Origin of the sequence: Hyalangium versicolor, assembly GCF_020103695.1 — a bacterium.
Classification (GTDB): Bacteria; Myxococcota; Myxococcia; order Myxococcales; family Myxococcaceae; genus Hyalangium; species Hyalangium versicolor.
In genome coordinates this window covers 21,646-39,149 of record NZ_JAHXBF010000046.1, presented here as the reverse complement: position 1 = coordinate 39,149, position 17,504 = coordinate 21,646, and the positions used below count along the sequence as shown (strand labels likewise).

16 protein-coding genes are annotated in these 17,504 nt (G+C 67.2%); 4 read left to right on the top strand and 12 right to left on the bottom strand.

All coding sequences use genetic code 11. The features are described 5' to 3' along the window. Positions 1–2: 2 nt before the first annotated feature. Positions 3–833, bottom strand: coding sequence for a tellurite resistance TerB family protein (locus KY501_RS49875; protein WP_224372610.1), 831 nt, complete (start codon positions 831–833; stop codon positions 3–5). Then, positions 812–1,654: a tRNA 2-thiocytidine(32) synthetase TtcA gene (gene ttcA / locus KY501_RS49870; RefSeq protein ID WP_224372609.1), complete on the bottom strand. Its 843-nt coding sequence runs from the start codon at positions 1,652–1,654 to the stop codon at positions 812–814. Before ttcA ends, KY501_RS49875 begins: the two co-directional genes overlap by 22 nt. Before the next feature lie 78 nt (positions 1,655–1,732). Between ttcA and KY501_RS49865 the strand changes: the two genes are divergently transcribed. Then, entirely contained in the window at positions 1,733–2,893 is a 1,161-nt protein-coding gene (locus tag KY501_RS49865) for a ribonuclease D (RefSeq protein ID WP_224372608.1), read from the top strand. Positions 2,894–3,066: 173 nt separating this feature from the next. After that, positions 3,067–3,420 (top strand): four-helix bundle copper-binding protein, encoded by a 354-nt coding sequence (locus KY501_RS49860; RefSeq protein ID WP_224372607.1) that lies wholly within the window; start codon positions 3,067–3,069, stop codon positions 3,418–3,420. A gap of 24 nt (positions 3,421–3,444) precedes the next feature. On the opposite strand, the gene KY501_RS49855 is transcribed toward KY501_RS49860, so the two are convergent. Then, a complete protein-coding gene (locus KY501_RS49855; RefSeq protein ID WP_224372606.1) occupies positions 3,445–4,947 on the bottom strand; it encodes a carboxypeptidase M32 in 1,503 nt (500 codons plus the stop codon). 55 nt (positions 4,948–5,002) lie between these two features. On the opposite strand from KY501_RS49855, the gene KY501_RS49850 reads away from it, so the two are divergent. Next, a complete protein-coding gene (locus tag KY501_RS49850) occupies positions 5,003–5,545 on the top strand; it encodes a hypothetical protein (RefSeq protein ID WP_224372605.1) in 543 nt (180 codons plus the stop codon). Positions 5,546–5,563: 18 nt separating this feature from the next. On the opposite strand, the gene KY501_RS49845 is transcribed toward KY501_RS49850, so the two are convergent. After that, positions 5,564–6,538 carry a serine/threonine protein kinase gene (locus tag KY501_RS49845; RefSeq protein WP_224372604.1) on the bottom strand — a complete coding sequence of 325 codons (975 nt, stop codon included), beginning with the start codon at positions 6,536–6,538 and terminating at the stop codon, positions 5,564–5,566. Between the two features lie 162 nt (positions 6,539–6,700). Further along, a complete protein-coding gene (locus KY501_RS49840; RefSeq protein WP_224372602.1) occupies positions 6,701–8,326 on the bottom strand; it encodes a peptide chain release factor 3 in 1,626 nt (541 codons plus the stop codon). A gap of 118 nt (positions 8,327–8,444) precedes the next feature. On the opposite strand from KY501_RS49840, the gene KY501_RS49835 reads away from it, so the two are divergent. After that, positions 8,445–8,840 carry a RidA family protein gene (locus KY501_RS49835; protein WP_224372600.1) on the top strand — a complete coding sequence of 132 codons (396 nt, stop codon included), beginning with the start codon at positions 8,445–8,447 and terminating at the stop codon, positions 8,838–8,840. Between the two features lie 95 nt (positions 8,841–8,935). Here the strand turns inward: KY501_RS49835 and KY501_RS49830 are convergent, their stop codons facing one another. The 7 genes from KY501_RS49830 to KY501_RS49800 form a co-directional block, all read right to left on the bottom strand. Continuing rightward, complete coding sequence (locus KY501_RS49830) at positions 8,936–10,075, bottom strand: hypothetical protein (protein WP_224372598.1); 1,140 nt, start codon at positions 10,073–10,075, stop codon at positions 8,936–8,938. Positions 10,076–10,248: 173 nt separating this feature from the next. After that, a complete protein-coding gene (locus KY501_RS49825) occupies positions 10,249–11,772 on the bottom strand; it encodes a SulP family inorganic anion transporter (protein WP_224372597.1) in 1,524 nt (507 codons plus the stop codon). A gap of 57 nt (positions 11,773–11,829) precedes the next feature. Continuing rightward, positions 11,830–12,495: a carbonic anhydrase gene (locus tag KY501_RS49820; protein WP_224372595.1), complete on the bottom strand. Its 666-nt coding sequence runs from the start codon at positions 12,493–12,495 to the stop codon at positions 11,830–11,832. A 731-nt stretch (positions 12,496–13,226) separates the two neighbouring features. Further along, on the bottom strand, positions 13,227–14,342 hold the full coding sequence (locus tag KY501_RS49815; protein ID WP_224372593.1) for a serine hydrolase: 1,116 nt from the start codon (positions 14,340–14,342) through the stop codon (positions 13,227–13,229). A 29-nt stretch (positions 14,343–14,371) separates the two neighbouring features. Continuing rightward, positions 14,372–14,890, bottom strand: a complete 519-nt coding sequence (locus KY501_RS49810) for a hypothetical protein (RefSeq protein ID WP_224372591.1) — start codon at positions 14,888–14,890, stop codon at positions 14,372–14,374. A 173-nt stretch (positions 14,891–15,063) separates the two neighbouring features. Then, positions 15,064–16,149, bottom strand: a complete 1,086-nt coding sequence (locus KY501_RS49805) for a hypothetical protein (RefSeq protein ID WP_224372589.1) — start codon at positions 16,147–16,149, stop codon at positions 15,064–15,066. A gap of 96 nt (positions 16,150–16,245) precedes the next feature. Then, positions 16,246–17,361: an esterase/lipase family protein gene (locus tag KY501_RS49800; RefSeq protein WP_224372587.1), complete on the bottom strand. Its 1,116-nt coding sequence runs from the start codon at positions 17,359–17,361 to the stop codon at positions 16,246–16,248. Positions 17,362–17,504 lie beyond the last annotated feature (143 nt).

Genomic DNA, 17,504 nt, shown 5'->3' with positions numbered 1-17,504 from the left:
GCCTAGGCCCCCGCTCCCTGATCGAGGCGCGACACCTCGTCATCCGCCAGTCCAAACGTCGCCTGCAACAGATCCAGGATGCGTTGCTCGGCGGCGCTGGCCTTGCCCGACGCGTGGGCGATCTTCGTCGCCAGCCGGTAGGCCTTCACCCGCTGCGGGTGCGTGGCCAGCCCGTGGGCCAGCACCTGCAACCGCTGCGGCAACCCCTCGGTGGCCAGCGCGGACACCGCCTCGCTCACGAAGCCCTGAGCGCGCTCCGGGCTCACGTTGTGGAAGAGCGGATCGGCCGCGAAGCTCTCCACCAACGCCCGCGCCTCCGCCTCCTTGAGCTTCCCGTCCGCCGCGCTCACCAGCACCATCACCTCGGCGTACAGCCGCTCCAGCGGCTCACCCAACGCCTCGGACAGGCTGCCACCCTGCTCGATGATGTCGATGATCTGCGCCACCTCGTCCTCGGAGATACCGAGGGCGGCCTGCATCGTCTTGAGCAGGCCCAGTTCCATGCGCGTGGCGCGCTGGTCCGCGAAGGCCACCGCCGCCGCCAGCCCGAAGGCCAGCATCCGGTTCTTGTGGTCCGGCAGCCGCGTGCGCAGCGAGCTGAGGATCTCCTGCAGATCCTTCGCCTGGGACATGCGCTCGGCGCCCGACTGCACCAGGGCGTTGAGCTCCTCGGGCTTGGTGCCCTCGAACTCGGGGCGCTCGATGACCCGGCGCAACAGGGCGCGCAGCTCCACCTGGGACACCGAGCCATCCGCCATGGCGGCCAGGAGCATGGCCTCCACGAGTGCGGCGTTGCGCTGCTTGCGCGCGTTCAGGGCCTGCTCTCGAGCCATGGGCTGGCGCTCCCTTCCTTGGGCTGCGGGTTGGACATCGCGGCCTCTTCCTTCGCATCCGGCGACAGAAAATCGAAGAGGTTTCGATCCAGCAGGTGGCTGGGCCGCACATTGCCCATGGCCGAGAGGATGCTCTGGCGCACATTGGGAATGTCCTTGCCCAGGTCCTCCACCAGCTTCTGCATCCGCTTGCGCTGCAGGTTTTCCTGCGAGCCGCACAAATCGCACGGGATGATGGGGAACTGCATCAGCTCGGCGAACTTCGCGATCTCCTTCTCCGGCGCATAGCACAGGGGGCGGATGACGGTGTTGCGACCGTCATCGCTCTTGAGCACCGGCGGCATCGCCTTGAGCGAGCCCGCGAAGAAGAGGTTCAGGAGCAGCGTGTGGATGAGATCGTCCCGGTGGTGCCCCAGGGCAATCTTCGTGCAGCCCATCTCCACCGCCGCCGTATAGAGGATGCCCCGGCGCAGCCGGCTGCACACCGTGCACTGCGTCTTCCCGGGCGGGGTCTTCTCCAGCACGATGCTGTAGGTGTCCTCCTTCAGCATCTTGTAGGCGTAGCCCTCGCGCTGGAAGTAGGACTCCAGCTTGTCCGCGGGGAAGCCGGGGTGCCCCTGGTCCAGATTCACTGCGAGTAACTCGAAGCGCACGGGCGCGCGCCGCTGCAGCTCTCGGAGCAGGTACAGGAGGGTGTAGGAGTCCTTGCCACCGGACACCCCGACCATGATGCGGTCGCCTTCCTGGATGAGGCCGTAGTCCGCAATGGCCCTCCCCACGTGACCGAGCAGGTTCTTTTCCAGCCTTTGGATGTCACTCATGGCGTGCCCATCCTACCGGCGGCCGGAGAAAAAACACGTCACACGTACACTTCCCGGTCCGCTAGCCTGCCCGCCCCAATGCCGACCTTTCCCCAAGGTGCCGTAGATGTAGTGGACGCTCCGGGAGCCCAGGCTGCGGCTCGCGCGCTGGAGGGGACACGAGAGCTCGCCGTGGACCTGGAGGCGGACGCCATGCACGCCTTCCGAGCCCGGCTGTGCTTCCTCCAGGTCGGCACCGACGCGGACGTCTTCCTCTTCGACACGCTCTGCCCCGGGGTGGATGCCGGCCTGCTCGCTCCCTTGATGGCTGACCCGGAGCGCACCAAGTTCTTCCACGCCGCGCAGGGGGACCTGCAGTACCTGGCGGAGACGGGCGTGAGGGTGCAGGGCCTCTTCGACACCCACCGGGCGGCCACGCTGCTGGGCTGGCCGAAGGTGGGCCTGGCGGACATCGCCCGGGAGCGGCTGGGCGTGGAGTTGCCCAAGGAGCACCAGCAGTCGGACTTCTCCCTGCGGCCCCTCCCTCCGGGGATGCGCGAGTACATCGCCAACGACGTGCGCTACCTCTGCGAGTTGGGCCGGCAGGTGCGCGAGGAGTGCAGCAAGGCGGACATCCTCGAAGAGGTGCTCCTGGACTGCGCGCGCATGTGCGAGGAGGCCGCGGTCCGTCCGGACGTGGGTGCGGACTTCAAGCCGAAGCTGCCGCGCTCGGGGCTCTCGCCGGCGCAGCTCACGCTGGCCACGGCTGTCGCCCACACACTGCACCGCAAGCGCCTGGAGTGGGCCGAGAAGGCCAACGTCCCCATGGGGCGGATGCTCTCCAACATGGCCATCGGCGACATCGCGGTGAAGCTGCCCACCAACCCTCGGGAGCTGGCGCGGGCCGCGGGCGTGCGCGGAGCCTTCGTGCGCGAGCATGGCGAGGAGGCGCTGGCCCTGATCCGCGAGCTGCTCGAGCAGTCCCGCCGTGGGGAGCTGAAGCTCGAGCGGGACGCAAAGGACGGGAGCCGCGATCCCAACCGGCGCAAGCGCGAGGACGCGCTCAAGACGTTCCGCTCGGAGAAGGCCACCGCGCGCAAGGTGACGCCCTCCGTGGTGCTCACCAACCCGCTCATGGATGCGCTCTCCTCCCAGCCCCCGCGCAACCTGGAGGAACTGGCCCTGGTGCCCTGGTTCGGCGAGAAGCGCGTTCGCCTCTATGGAACGGAGCTGGTGACGCTGTTGTCACAGTTCCCCTAGGTTTTTCCAGACTTCCTCGGAGATCGGCCCAGGGCTCCGGTGTGAGCCTGCGCGTACAGAGCGAAGCATCCACCAGCGATCAGATCCCCCTGCGCCGAGTGCGTGCGTGATCGGAAGCAGTTGCGAGCCCCAGGGCCATGCATAGCTTTGGTTCCGCTGTGGAGGTGGCCGGCATGACGGGTGCGAGAACGGGCGTGGCGAGGTCGGACATCACTCAGTGCATCACTGCCAGCTTGCGGTGCCAGGCCTCCTGCGAGGCGGGCATGGCCAGGCTGGTGTCCGAGGGCCACGCGGCAGATAGCGAGACGGTGCGCCTGCTCCGGCAGTGTGCGGAGCTGTGTGAGCTGAATGCGCGGGCACTGCAGAAGGACAGCGTGCTCGCACGGCGCACGGCGAGCATCTGCTTCGAGCTGGGCAGCCAGGTGGCGCGTGCGGCGTGGCTGGACACGAACTCGGCGAGCGCGGCCCTGGCGAGGGATGCGCTGTTCCTGGCGCGGGCCTGCCGGCTGATGCTGTTCGCGGCCTGAGCGCCCCGAGGAAAAGCTGACGGCTCAGAGCGAGGTGCCGTACAGCGCGCTGTACTTGCCGCGCAGGTACTGCAGGAAGTCCACGTCCGTGAGGCCTTGCCCCGTCACCTGACGGATGAGCTCCTCGGCGGGCAGGCGGAAGCCCTGGCTGTGGATGTGGGTGCGCAACCAGTCCGTCAGCGGGAGCAATTCGCCCCGGCGGATGCGGTCCGTGAGGTCCGGCAGGGCGCGCTCGGCGGCGCGGTAGAGCGAGGCGGAGTACAGGTTGCCCAGCGAGTACGTAGGGAAGTAGCCGAACTCGCCCCACGCCCAGTGGATGTCCTGGAGCACGCCCTCGACGTCATCCGGCGGCGTCACCCCGAGGTAGCGCTGCATGCGCTCGTTCCACGCCGCGGGCACGTCCTCCAGCGGCAGCTCGTCATGGATGAGCAGCAGCTCCATCTCGTAGCGCAGGACGATGTGCAGGTTGTACGTCACCTCATCCGCCTCGGTGCGGATGAATGAGGGGGTGACGCGGTTCACCGCGGCGTGGAACCCACCCACGTCCACTCCCGCGAGCGCCTGCGGGAAGGCCTCCTTCAGCGCGGGATGGAAGTGCTCCCAGAAGGCGAGGCTGCGCCCCACCACGTTCTCCCAGAGGCGAGACTGGGACTCGTGCAGGCCCATGGAGGGCGCGGCGGCCAGCGGCGTGCGGTAGTGCGGCTCCGAGAAGCCCTGCTCGTAGAGCCCGTGGCCGGCCTCGTGGATGGTGCTGAAGAGGGCGTTGAGCGGGTTGGCTTCGTCGATGCGCGTGGTCAGGCGCACGTCCCGCGGGTGCGTACCGCCGGTGAACGGGTGGATGCTCCGGTCCTGCCGGCCCGCTTCCAGATCGAAGCCCATGGCCTCCAGCAACTTCAGGGTGAAGCGCCACTGCGCCTCTGCCTCGAAGCGGCGGCCCGCGAGCAGCTCCGGCACCTTCCGAGGCGCCGCGGCGATGGCCGCCACCATGGGGATGAGCGCGTCGCGCAGCGCCGTCAGCACGGGGGTGAGCCGGGCCACGCGCATGCCAGGCTCATAGCCCTCCAGCAGTGCGTCGTAGCGCTCGCCGTCATGGCCGTAGGCATCCGCCTGCTCCCGGCGCAACTCGAGAATCCGGGCGAGCGCGGGCTGGAACAAGGCAAAGCGCTTCTCCTTGCGAGCCTGACGCCACGCCACCAACGCGCGGCTCTGGGCCTCGGCCAGGGCCTTCACCAGGGCCTGGGGCACCCGCACGGCCCGGTCCCGCTCATGGGTGAGCACCCGCACCATGGCGCGCGGGTCCTCGCCCAGCTCCGGCTGCTCGGCCGCCCAGGCGAGCACCTCTCCCAGGCGGGGGTCCACCAGGCGCTCGTGGTGGATGCCCTGGAGCGTCGAGAGCTGATGGGCGCGCGCCTCATCGGCCTTCGCGGGCATATACGTCTCCTGGTCCCAGGTGGCCAGGCCGATGACGCCCTGCAGGTCCTTGAGCTCCTGCATCCGGGCGAGCAGCGAGGGGAAGGTGCGGTCCATATCCCTGGGTTCTAAGCCATCCCGGGCGGCGCGTGCAGTGGTACCTTGCCGCGCCATGGCCACCATCCAGAAGTTCTTCATGGCGCCCGACGACGAGATCGCCTTCTTCCGCTTCCTCGAGCGCTTCGTGCTGGAGGTGTACCCCCGGCGAGTACCTCCGGACTGGCAGACGTTCCGAGCCAGCGAGGAGTGCGTGCCCCAGTTGCCCGAGGAGGATCTCTACCTGGTGGCGAGCGAGATCGGCCCGGCCCTCGTGGACAAGGTCAAACGAGGGCCGGACAAGGGCTTCTGGCGCGTCGACGAGGTGCGCTCGCCCGTCATCTTCTTCGAGCGCTGCCAGAAGAACGAGGAGGGCGAGCTGCTGAGCGGGATGCTCTGGGCGGAGCTGGACGTCACCCCGCAAACGGGCCGGAGGGATGCGGCTCCGGACCGTTTCCGGCGTCTGTTCCTCGAAATCGAGGAGTACCTGAAGAAGACCTACCGCAAGGGGGACCCGAAGGACTTCCTGGTGGGCCCCAAGGCCGCGAGGCTCTTCAAGGAGGGCCTGGTGCTGCGCAACTCCGAGCACCGAGGCGGCACCGTGACTCCCTTCAAGTGAGCCCCCTCGCTCCGGGGCTCACGCCTCTTCGTCCGGCTCCTCGGGGGAGATGAGGTCCACCGGCCGGACCAGGACCTTCTCTTCCATCAGAGCGCTTTCGGTCCGCATGATGGACTGAAACTCGTCGTGCAGGGACTGCCCCGTCTGGTGCCGATCCTGGGGCCTCTTCTCGAGCAGCCGCAGGGCGAGCCGGCTGAGGCTCGCGGAGATGCGCTCATCCACGGTGGACGGAGAGGGAGGCACCCGCTCTTCGATCTCGATGTTGAGGAGCTCCCGGGGCAGATCCAGCGAGAACGGAGCGCGGCCGGCCAGCATCTCGTACAGCGTCACGCCCAGCGAGTAGAGGTCATCCGTGAGCTGGTAGTCGTAGTACGCATTCGGATCGCGGTAGTGCGTCCGGTGGAACCGGATTGACTCGGGCGAGCGGCAGTGAGGCGTGGCGGGCGGCAGGGGCCCCTCGGTGATCCGGGCCGCGTGCGGGTAGTTCGCGGACCCGAAGTCCACCAGCACCGGCTCTCCATCGCTGAAGCGCACCAGGATGTTCGAGCCCTTCACGTCCCGATGCCGCACGTGCTCGCGGTCGAGCGCATCCAGCGCCAGCGCGATCGTGGAGAAGAGCTGGCACATCTGCCGGAACGTGGGCACGCACCGCCGGCGCCACTCATGGAGCGTGAGCCCATCCACGAAGTCCATCAAGACATAGGAGTAGCCCGTCTTCGGGTGCGGCCAGTGCCCACAGCCATAGGTGCGAACGACGTTCGGGTGGCGAACCCGCAGGAGGCTGGCGAACTCCTTCCTCAACCGGGCCGCCGTCTGGTTCAGATCATCACTCTGGATGCGGCGCAGTGCGAACTTGATGGCGAAGGGGTCTCCCTCGTAGTCCACCAGGTAGACGGCGCCGAACGCTCCGGCCCCCAGCTTCCTGCGGATGATCCAGTCCCCCACTCTCTCTCCCGGGACCAATGCAATCGGGTGCGGCATGTAATCCGTCATGTACCAAGCCTCCGCTACCCTACCTATCAGGTAGGTCGGAAGCAATCTAACCCGTAGGGTCCTCCCCGGCCAGCACGAAAGACGCACGAAGGCCCGCCCTCGTCAGAGGGAAGGCCTGGGCCCATCCTACCTGGCAGGTCCTGAGTGGGGTTCGGGAGGGGTTCAGGTCCCGGTGGCGACCGGGGCCATCTGGTGGAGCTGGGGCGCCTCGTTCTGGAACTTCAGCTCGGGGTGCTTCTCCTCGGCGTGCTGCAGCGCCCAGTCATCGCGGAAGAGCACCAGCGGCAGGCCGTCGCGGTCCTGCACCGTCTGCCGGTTGCCCTCCCAGTCGAACGCCTTGGGATCGAAGTTGGGGCCCACCACCCAGCGCGCGTGGCTGAAGGGCAGCCGGTCCAGGGCGATCTTCGCGCCGTACTCGTGCTCGAGCCGGTACTGGAGCACTTCGAACTGGAGTGCGCCCACCACGCCCACGATGGGGTCCTTCATGCCCATCTGGAGCTGCTGGAAGATCTGCACCGTGCCCTCTTCCGAGAGCTGCTCCAGACCCTTCTCCATCTGCTTGCGGCGCAGCGGGTCCTTGCTGCGCACCACGGCGAAGTACTCGGGGCTGAAGCGCGGCACGGTCTCGAAGACGACGCCCTGGTCCTCCGACAGCGAGTCTCCAATGCGGTACTGCCCTGGATCGAACAGGCCGATGACGTCTCCGGGCCACGCGTCCTCGATGGCGGTGCGCTCGGCGGCGAGGAACTGGCTCGGCTTGGCCAGCCGCACCTCCTTGCCCAGCCGCGAGTGGTGCGCGCTCATGCCCTTTACGTAGCGGCCGGACACCACGCGCAGGAACGCGATGCGGTCGCGGTGCGCCGGGTCCATGTTCGCCTGGATCTTGAAGATGAAGCCGGAGAACTTCGGCGCGGTGGGCTGCCGCGGCCCGTCCTTCGTCGGCCGGGACGTAGGGGCCGGAGCCAGATCCAGGAAGGCATCCAGGAAGGGCCGCACGCCGAAGTTGGTCATCGCCGAGCCGAAGAACATGGGCGTCAGCAGGCCCGCGTCGCTCTTCTCGCGGGTGAACTCGTCCCCGCCCACGTCCAGCAGCTCGATGTCCTCCTTGAGCTGCGCCATCTCGCGCTCGTTGAGCACCGAGTGGAGCTCCGGTGAGTCCAGGGGCACCGAGCGCTCGGCCACCTCCTTCTCACCGTGGTTGCCCTCCGCGCTGAACACGTGGACCACGTTGGCGCGCCTGTCATACACGCCCCGGAACTCCGGCCCCATGCCGATGGGCCAGTTCATCGGATAGGAGCGGATGCCGAGCACCTGCTCCAGCTCGTCCATCAGGTCCAGCGGCGCGCGGCCGTAGCGGTCCAGCTTGTTGACGAAGGTGAAGATGGGGATGCCGCGCATGCGACAGACCTTGAAGAGCTTCTTGGTCTGCGGCTCCACGCCCTTGGCGGCGTCGATGAGCATCACCGCGGCGTCCGCTGCGGCCAGGGTGCGGTAGGTGTCCTCGGAGAAGTCCTGGTGGCCCGGGGTGTCCAGCAGGTTCACCGCGTGGTCGCGGTAGACGAACTGGAGCACGGACGAGGTGACGGAGATGCCGCGCTCCTTCTCCAGCTCCATCCAGTCGCTGGTGGCGTGCCGCCGCGCCCGCTTGGCCTTCACGCTGCCAGCCAGGTGGATGGCGCCACCGTAGAGCAGCAGCTTCTCGGTGAGGGTCGTTTTACCCGCGTCGGGGTGGGAAATGATCGCGAAGGTGCGCCGCCGGGCGACCTCCTGCTCGAGCTCGGATGCCATAACAGGAGCCCAACTATCACGGAGCGCCTGTTTTTTCGCGGCGTTATCGCGCCGGACTTGCCCCCTCGGGTTCCAAGGGCTCGAATCAGGGCCTCTCGCCTCTCCTCCAGGAGCAACCATGAAGCGGACCCGCTACTCGACGGTCACCCCTTGGGAGCCCCGTGTGGGCTACTCGCGCGCCGTGCGCGCCGGCCCCTTCATCTATGTCACCGGCACCACCGCCACCGACGCGGAGGGCAAGGTCGTCGGCGCCGGAGACCCATACGCCCAGGCTGTCCAGGCGCTGCGCAATGTGAAGACGGCCATTGAGAAGCTCGGGGGCAGCCTGGAGGACGTGGTGCGCACCCGCCTGTTCGTGACGGACATCTCCCGCTGGGAGGAGGTGGGGCGAGCGCACGGCGAGTTCTTCGGCAGCATCCTCCCGGCGACGTCCATGGTGGAGGTGAGCCGGCTCATCGACCCGGCGATGCTCGTGGAGATCGAGGCGGACGCCGTCTGCGACGAACCCGCTTGAAAAGCGGAAGGGGGCTGACGGACCTCCCCCGTCAGCCCCCTCCACCCCCACCGGAATACGGGGCAAGGTATCCGGTGGTTGCCCCGAGGGTTCCTCTACAGTTCAGCCGTCACATCGCCGGGCACGGGCTCCGGGTCGGCCGGGGCGTCCGGCTCCTGGGAGATGTCGCTCGGGTCATCGGACGGCGGGCTGATTTCGCCGGCGAGCTCCGTGCCCGGGCAGGCCTCACGCATTCCGACGACCGAGCCCGCGACGACTTCGCAGCTGGCCGGAGTCTGAAGCTGGGCCTTGGTGCACAGGCGGAGGATGCGGAACTTCTCGACCTCCTGGCGGTCCCAGCACGCGCTGCCGATGTAGAACCTGCCCTCGGCGATGTCCCCGCCGCTGGCGATGATGTCCGCGCGCCCACCGAGGCCGGGGATCCACCGGACGGCCGCGATCACGTTCTCCTTGGCGGCGCTGGAGGTGCCCTCCAGGTTGTACTTGCCGAGCACGCGCACGCGGGTGGCCCCGGAGGGCTGGCGGCGGTGGCCCACGAAGGCGCCGGTGACGGGCTCGTGGTTGGCCGGGTTGGGCGTGAAGTTGCTCAAGCGGTAGGCCAGCGTCTTGTCATCGCCCACGGTGTGAGCGAACGAGGCCATCAGCTTGCCCTGGCCGGTGACGGCGCCCGGCGTGGACACGGCCTTGAGGTTGTCCAGGTTGATGGCCAGGGTGCCGCGGCCACGGTGCGCCACCACGCCCTTGGTCACCCCTCCCGCCGCGACGAGCTTGTTGGCCGAGCCATCCGTACTGCCCAGCGGCCGCGCCTCCAGCTTCCAGACGAAGCGCTGCGGCGTCACCTTCTTGATGGTGAACGTGAAGGTCGCATTGGCGCGGTCGGACGGGCCGTACACCAGCACGTCGCCCGGCCTGGCCTCCGCGGCGCCCTTGTTCACCAGCTCCACCATGGGGGTGATGGCCTCCTTGATCGCGGAGTTGAGCGCCTGGACCTCCAGGCGCGCGTTCTCGAGAAACTCCGGGCCCTGGCCGTTGAGCTCGCCCTGGTTGACGCCGAAGCCGTCGACGATCATCGCGGCGCCTTCCTCGGCGGCCGCCTCACCGTTGATCTCCAGCGCGGTGCCGGACAGATCCGGGGTGGCCTCCACGTACTCGGCGTCATCCACCGAGTCCTTGCCACCACAAGCGCCCAGCACCAGCGCCGCGCCCAGCATCATCGACTTGCTCATCCGCATCATGACCTGCTCCTTCGAAATTCCGGGTTGAGAACCGACCGAGCGCCATTGCCGTGCGCTCACGTCCGCTCAAACCCAGCGGGAGCAGGTTGGTTGCGGGGATATTTTCGGCCGGATTTCCAGGCCGGATGCACCTCGGGGCAGGTGTCGTACAGGACACCCGCCCCGAGCGTGACTCAGGTCGCGATGGCGGGAGTGCGCCCCACCTCGCGGACCTCGAGCTGGATGTTCCGCCGCGAGGCCGTGCCACTGAAGCTGCCGAGTACCTCGACGATGTCATGGTCGATGAAGTCCGAACGCGAACCATCCACCACGACGCGGGCACCTTCGGGGATGCCCTCCAGAGCCTCCTGCAGCGAGGCCTTGTTGAAGAAGTACACGTCCTTCTTGAGCTTGATGACGAACTGCTCGCCCTGCCGCTCCAGGGTGTAGGGCGTGCGCATCGCGTTGCGCAGGGCGAAGACCACGCTGACGATGACGCCCACGAAGATGCCGCGCAGCAGGTCCGTCACCAGGATGGCGCCCAGGGTGGCCACGAAGGGACCGAGCTGCGAGACCCCCAGCTTCTGCATCTCGCGGAAGAGGGCGGGCTTGGCCAGCTTGTAGCCCGTCGCCAGCAGGATGGCGGCGAGGCTGGCCAGGGGGATGCGGTTGAGCAACCCCGAGGCCAGCAGCACCGCGCCCAGCAGCAGGGCGCCATGCACCATGGTGGAGGCCTGCGTCCGGCCTCCCGCGTGGATGTTGGCGCTGCTGCGCACGATGACCGAGGTGACGGGCAGTCCGCCCAGCAGACCGGACACGGTGTTGCCCAGGCCCTGGGCCACCAGCTCCCGGTTGAGCGGAGTGCGGCGGTGGTACGGGTCCAGGCGGTCCACGGCTTCCAGCGACAGCAGCGTCTCCAGGCTGGCCACCACGCCCAGCGTCAGGGCCAGGACCCAGACGTCCGGGTTGCGGATCACGCTCCAGTCCGGAGCGCTCAGCTGCGCCAGCAGGCTCGACGGGCCATCCAGCGGGATGGTCACCAGGAAGCTCTGCCCGAGTGCCAGCCCGGGGGCCACGCGCAGGAACAGCTCATTGAGCAGCGTGGCGACCACCACCACCACCAGAGCGCCCGGAACCAGGGCCAGGCGCTTCGGCCGGAACTTCTCCCATCCCACCAGCAGCGCCAGCGACAGCACGCCGAGAAGCAGCGCTCCCTTCTCGACGCCCGCCAGCCCTCCCTCGGGCAGCGCCAGCTTGCCCCCGTGGAGCCCCAGCGCATGCGGCAACTGCTTGAGGATGAGCAGCACGCCGATGGCCGCGAGCATGCCCTTGATGACGCTGGAGGGCATGAACGACACGAGCCGTCCCGCCTTGGAGATCCCCAGCAGGAGCTGCAGCACGCCAGCAATCACCACGGCCACGGCGAAGGCCTGGAAGGAGCCCACCTTCGTGATGCCGGCGAGCACGATCGTGGCCAGGCCCGCGGCGGGTCCGCACACCGATAGGGGAGAGCGGCTGATCAGGGGAATGATCAATCCGCCGATGATGCCCGCCACCAGGCCGCTGAGCAGCGGTGCCCCCGAGGCCAGGGCGATGCCCAGACACAGCGGTAGTGCCACGAGGAACACGACCAGGCCGGCCGGGACATCGAACGCGAGGTTCTTGAGCGGAGAGAGCTCCGCCCCCGAGGAGTTCACTTCAGGAGAAGCGGTATTCATGAATGTGGGATGGGTGAGGAAAGGAAGAGGAAAGAAGTTCCGGCCGAGGAACGGCCGTTAGCCCGCGAGGCGCTCCGGCGTCCGAGACTCGGCGTCCTGAGGCTTCTGCGCGACCAGGGGCACGAACTGCCCGCTGACCGGCTCGTAGTTGAACACCTGTCCCGTCTCGAGCTTGTAGACCCAGCCGTGCAGCGTGAGGGTGCGGTTGTCCAGGCGCTCGCGGACCGCGGGGTGCGTGCGCAGGTTCTCCAACTGCACCAGGACGTTCTCCTCGGCGGTGGCGGTGACCAGCGCGTCGCCGTGGAGGTGCTGGTAGTTCTCCTTCATGATCCGCTGGGTGTTCTGGGCGTTCTTCAGCCACTCCTTCATGACGGGCAGGGGCTCCAGCGCCTTCGGATCCAGCAGCCCCTTCATCGCGCCGCAGCCGGAGTGGCCGCACACGACGATGTGCTGGACCTTCAGGCCCACCAGGGCGAACTCGATGGAGGCGGCCTCGCCCTGGCTGCCCTGCGAGTACGCCGGCACGATGTTGCCCGCGTTGCGCAGGACGAACAGATCGCCCGGCCGTGTCTGGGTAATGAGGGCGGGATTGATGCGGCTGTCCGAGCAGGTGATGAACATCACCTCGGGGCTCTGGCCCTTGGCCAGCTTGGCGAACAGTTCGCGGTGGGGGCCAAAGACTTCGGACTGGAAGCGGTGAAGACCCTCGATCAGCTTCTGCATGGCAAATGTCTCTCGTTGGGCACGGCTCTCCCGTCGTCGGCCCCGTGCGAGCACGCAGGCCGGAGGAGATCCGGGCACCCGGTTGAAAAAAGTGGGAACTGGAAGGGAAAAGGGAACCAGTGAGGACGCACGCGTACCCCGTGCGCCCGCACGACACTCGGAGATCAGGCCCTGGACAGGGCGGTTCTCAGACGAGGCCGTCTGGAGGAGGATCGATGCGGAGCGGGATCAACGCGCGGCGCGGATCCTCATGCTCGATCACCGGGTCGTGGAATCGCGGTGCGCTCGAACGCGGGACACGGAGCACCAGCCATGCGTTCGTGGGGAACCCACTTCTTCCGAGACGCCGGGCGAAACAGGCCTTGAGGCTGCTGGGCGACTCCGTCTGCTCGTCGGAGCGACCCTCATGCTGGTGTTCCGACGTTTCCGAAGGCGGAGTGACCGGCACCGCGCATGCGCCCATGACAGGCCGCCACGGCAGAGCGCTCAGCGCCAGGACGACTACCAACGTCAGCGCTGTGTATGTTCTACGGGCCAGGTCTCTCACGGCACTCCCAAAAACAATCTACTTATTCCGCTATTCCCGCGCAACCGGAAAAACATACCGCACACTGCGTTAATTTAAATTCCACTGTCGGAAGCGTTAATAACGGTATTTTTAGACCGCCTAACAAAAGATTAGGCCTGGAGACCATGCCCCTTTGGGCAGATTGCTCCAAAATTTACTGTCGTCAGAGGTCATCGGTCGAATTCTGGCGGCTGCATGTGGCGCCCGAACACGCGGGTCGGGCTGCTGATTTCCGACCGGTCGGTAGCTCTATCATGGACGCGACGATACGTCCCAGGCGGGCAAATAGCCGCTCTGCCTCCGAGACGTGCCAGAAGTTCCGGGTGCACGCGGCCACGACGATGGGATGGTCCGGTTGCAGGTACAGAAGGCCCATGTCGCAGGCACGCCGGTGCTGCGTTCCAGTCTTGTGAGCCCAGATCGCTGTCTCGGGGAGCCCGGCGGCGATCCGCCCGCGGCCGGTGTGACACCCGCGCATGAGGGTCCGTGCTCGCGCGCAGCTCTCCGCGCTCAGCCCTTCACAGCGAGCCACCTGGGCGAGCAGCTGTCCCATCTCGCGCATGGAGGCGGAGTTCACGTGTTCGGCGTAGTAGGCCCCGAAGGCGAGATCGAGCTGCTGCCCTGTCCACGCGGGTGCATGCCCCAACAACTCTGAGAGGAGCCGAGCACGGGCGCCCAGCGAGTCACGCTGGCCCAGCGAGCGGATCTGCTCGGGGGAGAGCTCTCGCGCCCTCGGGTCCAGCCTGGCGTAGATGCCGCGGCGCTCTTCCAGGAGCGATGACAGGGGGCCCGTGTGGATTCCGCGGGCGGCGAGCTGCGCCTCCACGTTCTCCAGGCCCACGCGGTGGATGAGGAGATCCGCGGCGGCGTTGTCGCTGTCCCCCATCATGTATTCGAGGAGCTTCGCGATGGAGAGCCGCGCGCCAGGCCGGGTCGACCCGAGCCGGTGCATCCCATCTCGAATGTCGTCCGCGCTGAACTCGAGCTCTTCGTCCCAGGAGAGCTGGTGTTGATCCACTTGATGCAGCACCTCGAGCATCACGGCGATCTTGATGGCGGACGAGAGATAGGTCGGCGTGTCGGCGTCGTACGCGTAGGAGTCACCGGACTCGACATCGAGGACATAGAGCGAGAGTTCGCCCTCGAAGTCTCTCGCGGCCTCATCGACGAGCGTGTGGAGCCGCGAGACCCACGAGGATGCAGGCTGGCTCTGAGCCTGTGCTGGGCGCGAGGCCAGAGTCGCGACGAGGAGCATGCCCACGACCGCGGCCCTGGCCATCGCATCACCCTTGCCGGAACACTACCGGCTCACCCTCCACCGCCACCCGCGCCGCCCATGCCGGTATCCTCGAACTTGTCGGACGGCTGAGAAGCCGACTGATCGACGGACGCATCATTAGAGGCACCGCTCTGGGGGGCAGGGCTGCTGATTCCGGAGTCGTCCGAAGTGCTCCCCTGCGTGGACGAGCCACCGATCCCCGTATCCTGCGACGTGCCGCTCTGCGAGCTCGAGCTGCCGATGCGCGTGTCCTCCGACGTACTGCTCTGCGAGCTCGAGCCGCCAATGCCCGTGTCCTGAGATGTGACGTTGCCCTGCTGGCTCAGGGACTGGTCCGTCGAGTTGGAACGCGCGGCCCCTGAGTCACGGGTGCCAATGACTTCGCACGAGAGTCCCCCTCCTCCCGTGCCCGCATAACTCCCCGCGCTGTCGACCTTTGCCGTCTGGGCTCGGCCTTTCCCTGCGGTCTGGGCTCGGCTTTCCGAGCTGTGCGCGCATCCCACGCCGAGCAACAACGCCCCTGCGATGACCCCAAGAAGTTTTTTCATCGTGTCTCCGCCCGTACCTGTCAGTGCAGGAACGGTGGGGACACCCGAACGGATCGACAATCCGTCCGACGACGAACAGACAAGGAGGGCTTCCGGGTTTGGCGGTCACCCTGGCGAGCACACGAGCCCTGTCCTGCCTCTCGATTCTCCCGAGGCTGCACCAAGGGGTCCGCTCAGTTGCGTCCCCACTGGCGTGGGCGCTCGAAGCGGAAGAAGCCACCGGCCTCCTCCTGAGCGACAACCTCCGCCTCGGTGCCAAAGTAGCGCTCGCGCACTTTCTGGAGCTTCGCCTCCAACTCGGAACCGGAGAGCTGCTTCGCCAGCGCCTCGCGCTCCGCCATGTACCGGGCGCCGGCCTCCCAGCGCGCATCACGCGTCTGGTCCAGCGTGTCCCAGCGCTTCAGCGCCTCCTCATCCAGCCCCATCTCCTTGCGGATGGAGCGCAGGTTCTGCGTGCGCTCCTGGGGAGCCATTGCCGTCAATTCCTGCTGGACCGAAGAGAGATCCAGGAAGCGGTTCATCGCCTCCTGGCGGTGCCGCTCCAGGTACGCCTCCGTCTGCTCTCCATAGATCTCATGCAGGCGCTGCTTGTACGTGGACAGCTTCTCCTGAAGCGGCGCACCCTGCTTCGCGTCGAGCGACACGAGCGTGTCCGACACCGCCTGGTTCTTCATCTCGGAGGCCCAGATGCGCTCCGCCGCCTCCTTGCCGAAGAGCCGGTTGCGCGCGTCCCACATGGCGGCGCGGCGCTCCTTGTCGCTCAGCCCGCGAAGGTACGAGTCGTTGTCCCTCACCCACTTCTCGTAGTCCACGCGGTTGCGGAGCGTGGCCGCCAGCTCGTCATACATCTCCGGGAACGCCTTCTTGAGGAACGCGAGCAGCTCCTCCTCCCAGTGGTCGGGGTTCCGCTTCTGGAAGAACCGCATGAGATCTTCCAGCATCTTGATCTGGATGTAGGGCTCCTTCAGCTTCGCGCCGAACCGCTCGCGCATGTACGCGGCGAGCTGATCGAGGTCCTTGTCCGGATCCGCCAGGAGCGGTGGGATCGCGGGGGCAGGCTCGTCCGCGCCGGGCACGGCTGCCGCTGTCGGAGTGGGCGCGGAGGGGCGCTCTTCGCGCGGGCGAGCACTGGCGCTAGCAGGCGTCGCGGACCGGGGGCTCTCGGGCGCCGGGGCCTGATGGAAGAGGAACAGGCTCACGAGCAGGGCCAGGAGGGCCACCGCCGAGCCGCCGAGAATCTTCTGGGTCCGCGACTTCATGGCGGCGCTCTCTCCTGGCTCCCGCTGCCGCGAGGCGGCGAGGGCGCCCGACAGATCCAACAGTGTGGATCCGCCGAGCGCCCCGGGGTACGGCGATCACTCGTTGGAGTAGATGTACTGGAAGATGGCCGCGTAGAACTCCGGCTCATCGAAGGTGTCCGGGCCCACGCCAATCACGTCGATGTGGTCCTGGTTGATGACGCTGGAGGTAGAGGTCATCTGCGCCGAGGTGGGCGCGTTGAGATCGGTCACGGCGGACACGCTCGTGTCGTTGGTGACGGAGTCGAAGACGAAAGCGTTGTCGGTGTACTTCAGGCGGGTGCCCATCTGCTGGGAGTTGATGCCCACCAGGCCGTCGTCATCGTCCTCGTCCTTGATGCCATCACCCTTGCCGGCGGCGCCGTCCTTGTCACAGTCGTCGAGGCAGTAGCCATCTCCGTCGATGTCGAAGAGGAACTCCTTGAGCAGGTAGAGCGCGGGGTTCACGCTGATGCCGCGCTGGGCGGTGATGAGCGAGCCCCACTTCGCCGCGTAGGTGGTGCTGATCGGGTAGGCGGCGTTGAACGCCTTCATGCCCGTGGTCTTCCCATCGTTGGGATCGAAGTCGTCGTAGACGAGCTGCTTGGCGCCCGCGACGCCGTCATTGCCCGACTGGTAGATGGTGTCACCGTAATAGGTGGCCAGAGCGTCGACGACGCTGGTGACGCCAGGACCGAGCTTGAGGATGTACTGGGCTACCGGCGAGCCCCGGTGCGGCGAGGAGACGCTGATCAGCACCTTGACGGCGGTGTAGCCCTTGCGCTCGCGCAGCACGCGCGCGGCCTTGCGGATGTCGATGCCACCCTGCGAGTGCCCGATGAGGTTCACATACTGGGAGCCCGCGGTGGTCATGAAGCCCTCGATGTCGTTGGCCAGATCGAGCCCGCGGACCTCCGAGGTCTGGAACGCCTGCACCTGGGCCACATAGGCCTTCTGGGTGCTGGCGAGATCGTTGTTGCAGTAGATCTCGAGCAACTCGTCGCAGGGATCGCCCACGAAGGTGCCGTAATCGTCACCCCAATAGTCGTACCCGAGGATGTTGTCGAAGCCCGCCATGCCGTGAGCGAACACGACGGGGTATCGCGTCTTGCTCGCGCCAGCATGGGCCGGCATGGCCAGCCCGAGAGCGCCCACGGCCAGCAGCGCCGGGAGCAGGGAGGGGGTGTTTCTCATACGGACTCCTTGAAGGTGGGGTTCGGGTGACAGCACCTCAAGGTTGACTTGAAAGTCAATACAATGCACCGCATCAATCATTGGCGCAGTGCATCAATTTCATACAACGCGTTGCATCAAAAACTGACGCACCGCACCATGCG

Coding starts and splice junctions, on each gene's coding strand:
- KY501_RS49875 (WP_224372610.1), bottom strand. CDS start 833: ATGGCTCGAGAGCAGGCCCTGAACGCGCGCAAGCAGCGCAACGCCGCA.
- ttcA (WP_224372609.1), bottom strand. CDS start 1,654: ATGAGTGACATCCAAAGGCTGGAAAAGAACCTGCTCGGTCACGTGGGG.
- KY501_RS49865 (WP_224372608.1), top strand. CDS start 1,733: ATGCCGACCTTTCCCCAAGGTGCCGTAGATGTAGTGGACGCTCCGGGA.
- KY501_RS49860 (WP_224372607.1), top strand. CDS start 3,067: ATGACGGGTGCGAGAACGGGCGTGGCGAGGTCGGACATCACTCAGTGC.
- KY501_RS49855 (WP_224372606.1), bottom strand. CDS start 4,947: ATGGACCGCACCTTCCCCTCGCTGCTCGCCCGGATGCAGGAGCTCAAG.
- KY501_RS49850 (WP_224372605.1), top strand. CDS start 5,003: ATGGCCACCATCCAGAAGTTCTTCATGGCGCCCGACGACGAGATCGCC.
- KY501_RS49845 (WP_224372604.1), bottom strand. CDS start 6,538: ATGACGGATTACATGCCGCACCCGATTGCATTGGTCCCGGGAGAGAGA.
- KY501_RS49840 (WP_224372602.1), bottom strand. CDS start 8,326: ATGGCATCCGAGCTCGAGCAGGAGGTCGCCCGGCGGCGCACCTTCGCG.
- KY501_RS49835 (WP_224372600.1), top strand. CDS start 8,445: ATGAAGCGGACCCGCTACTCGACGGTCACCCCTTGGGAGCCCCGTGTG.
- KY501_RS49830 (WP_224372598.1), bottom strand. CDS start 10,075: ATGATGCGGATGAGCAAGTCGATGATGCTGGGCGCGGCGCTGGTGCTG.
- KY501_RS49825 (WP_224372597.1), bottom strand. CDS start 11,772: ATGAATACCGCTTCTCCTGAAGTGAACTCCTCGGGGGCGGAGCTCTCT.
- KY501_RS49820 (WP_224372595.1), bottom strand. CDS start 12,495: ATGCAGAAGCTGATCGAGGGTCTTCACCGCTTCCAGTCCGAAGTCTTT.
- KY501_RS49815 (WP_224372593.1), bottom strand. CDS start 14,342: ATGGCCAGGGCCGCGGTCGTGGGCATGCTCCTCGTCGCGACTCTGGCC.
- KY501_RS49810 (WP_224372591.1), bottom strand. CDS start 14,890: ATGAAAAAACTTCTTGGGGTCATCGCAGGGGCGTTGTTGCTCGGCGTG.
- KY501_RS49805 (WP_224372589.1), bottom strand. CDS start 16,149: ATGAAGTCGCGGACCCAGAAGATTCTCGGCGGCTCGGCGGTGGCCCTC.
- KY501_RS49800 (WP_224372587.1), bottom strand. CDS start 17,361: ATGAGAAACACCCCCTCCCTGCTCCCGGCGCTGCTGGCCGTGGGCGCT.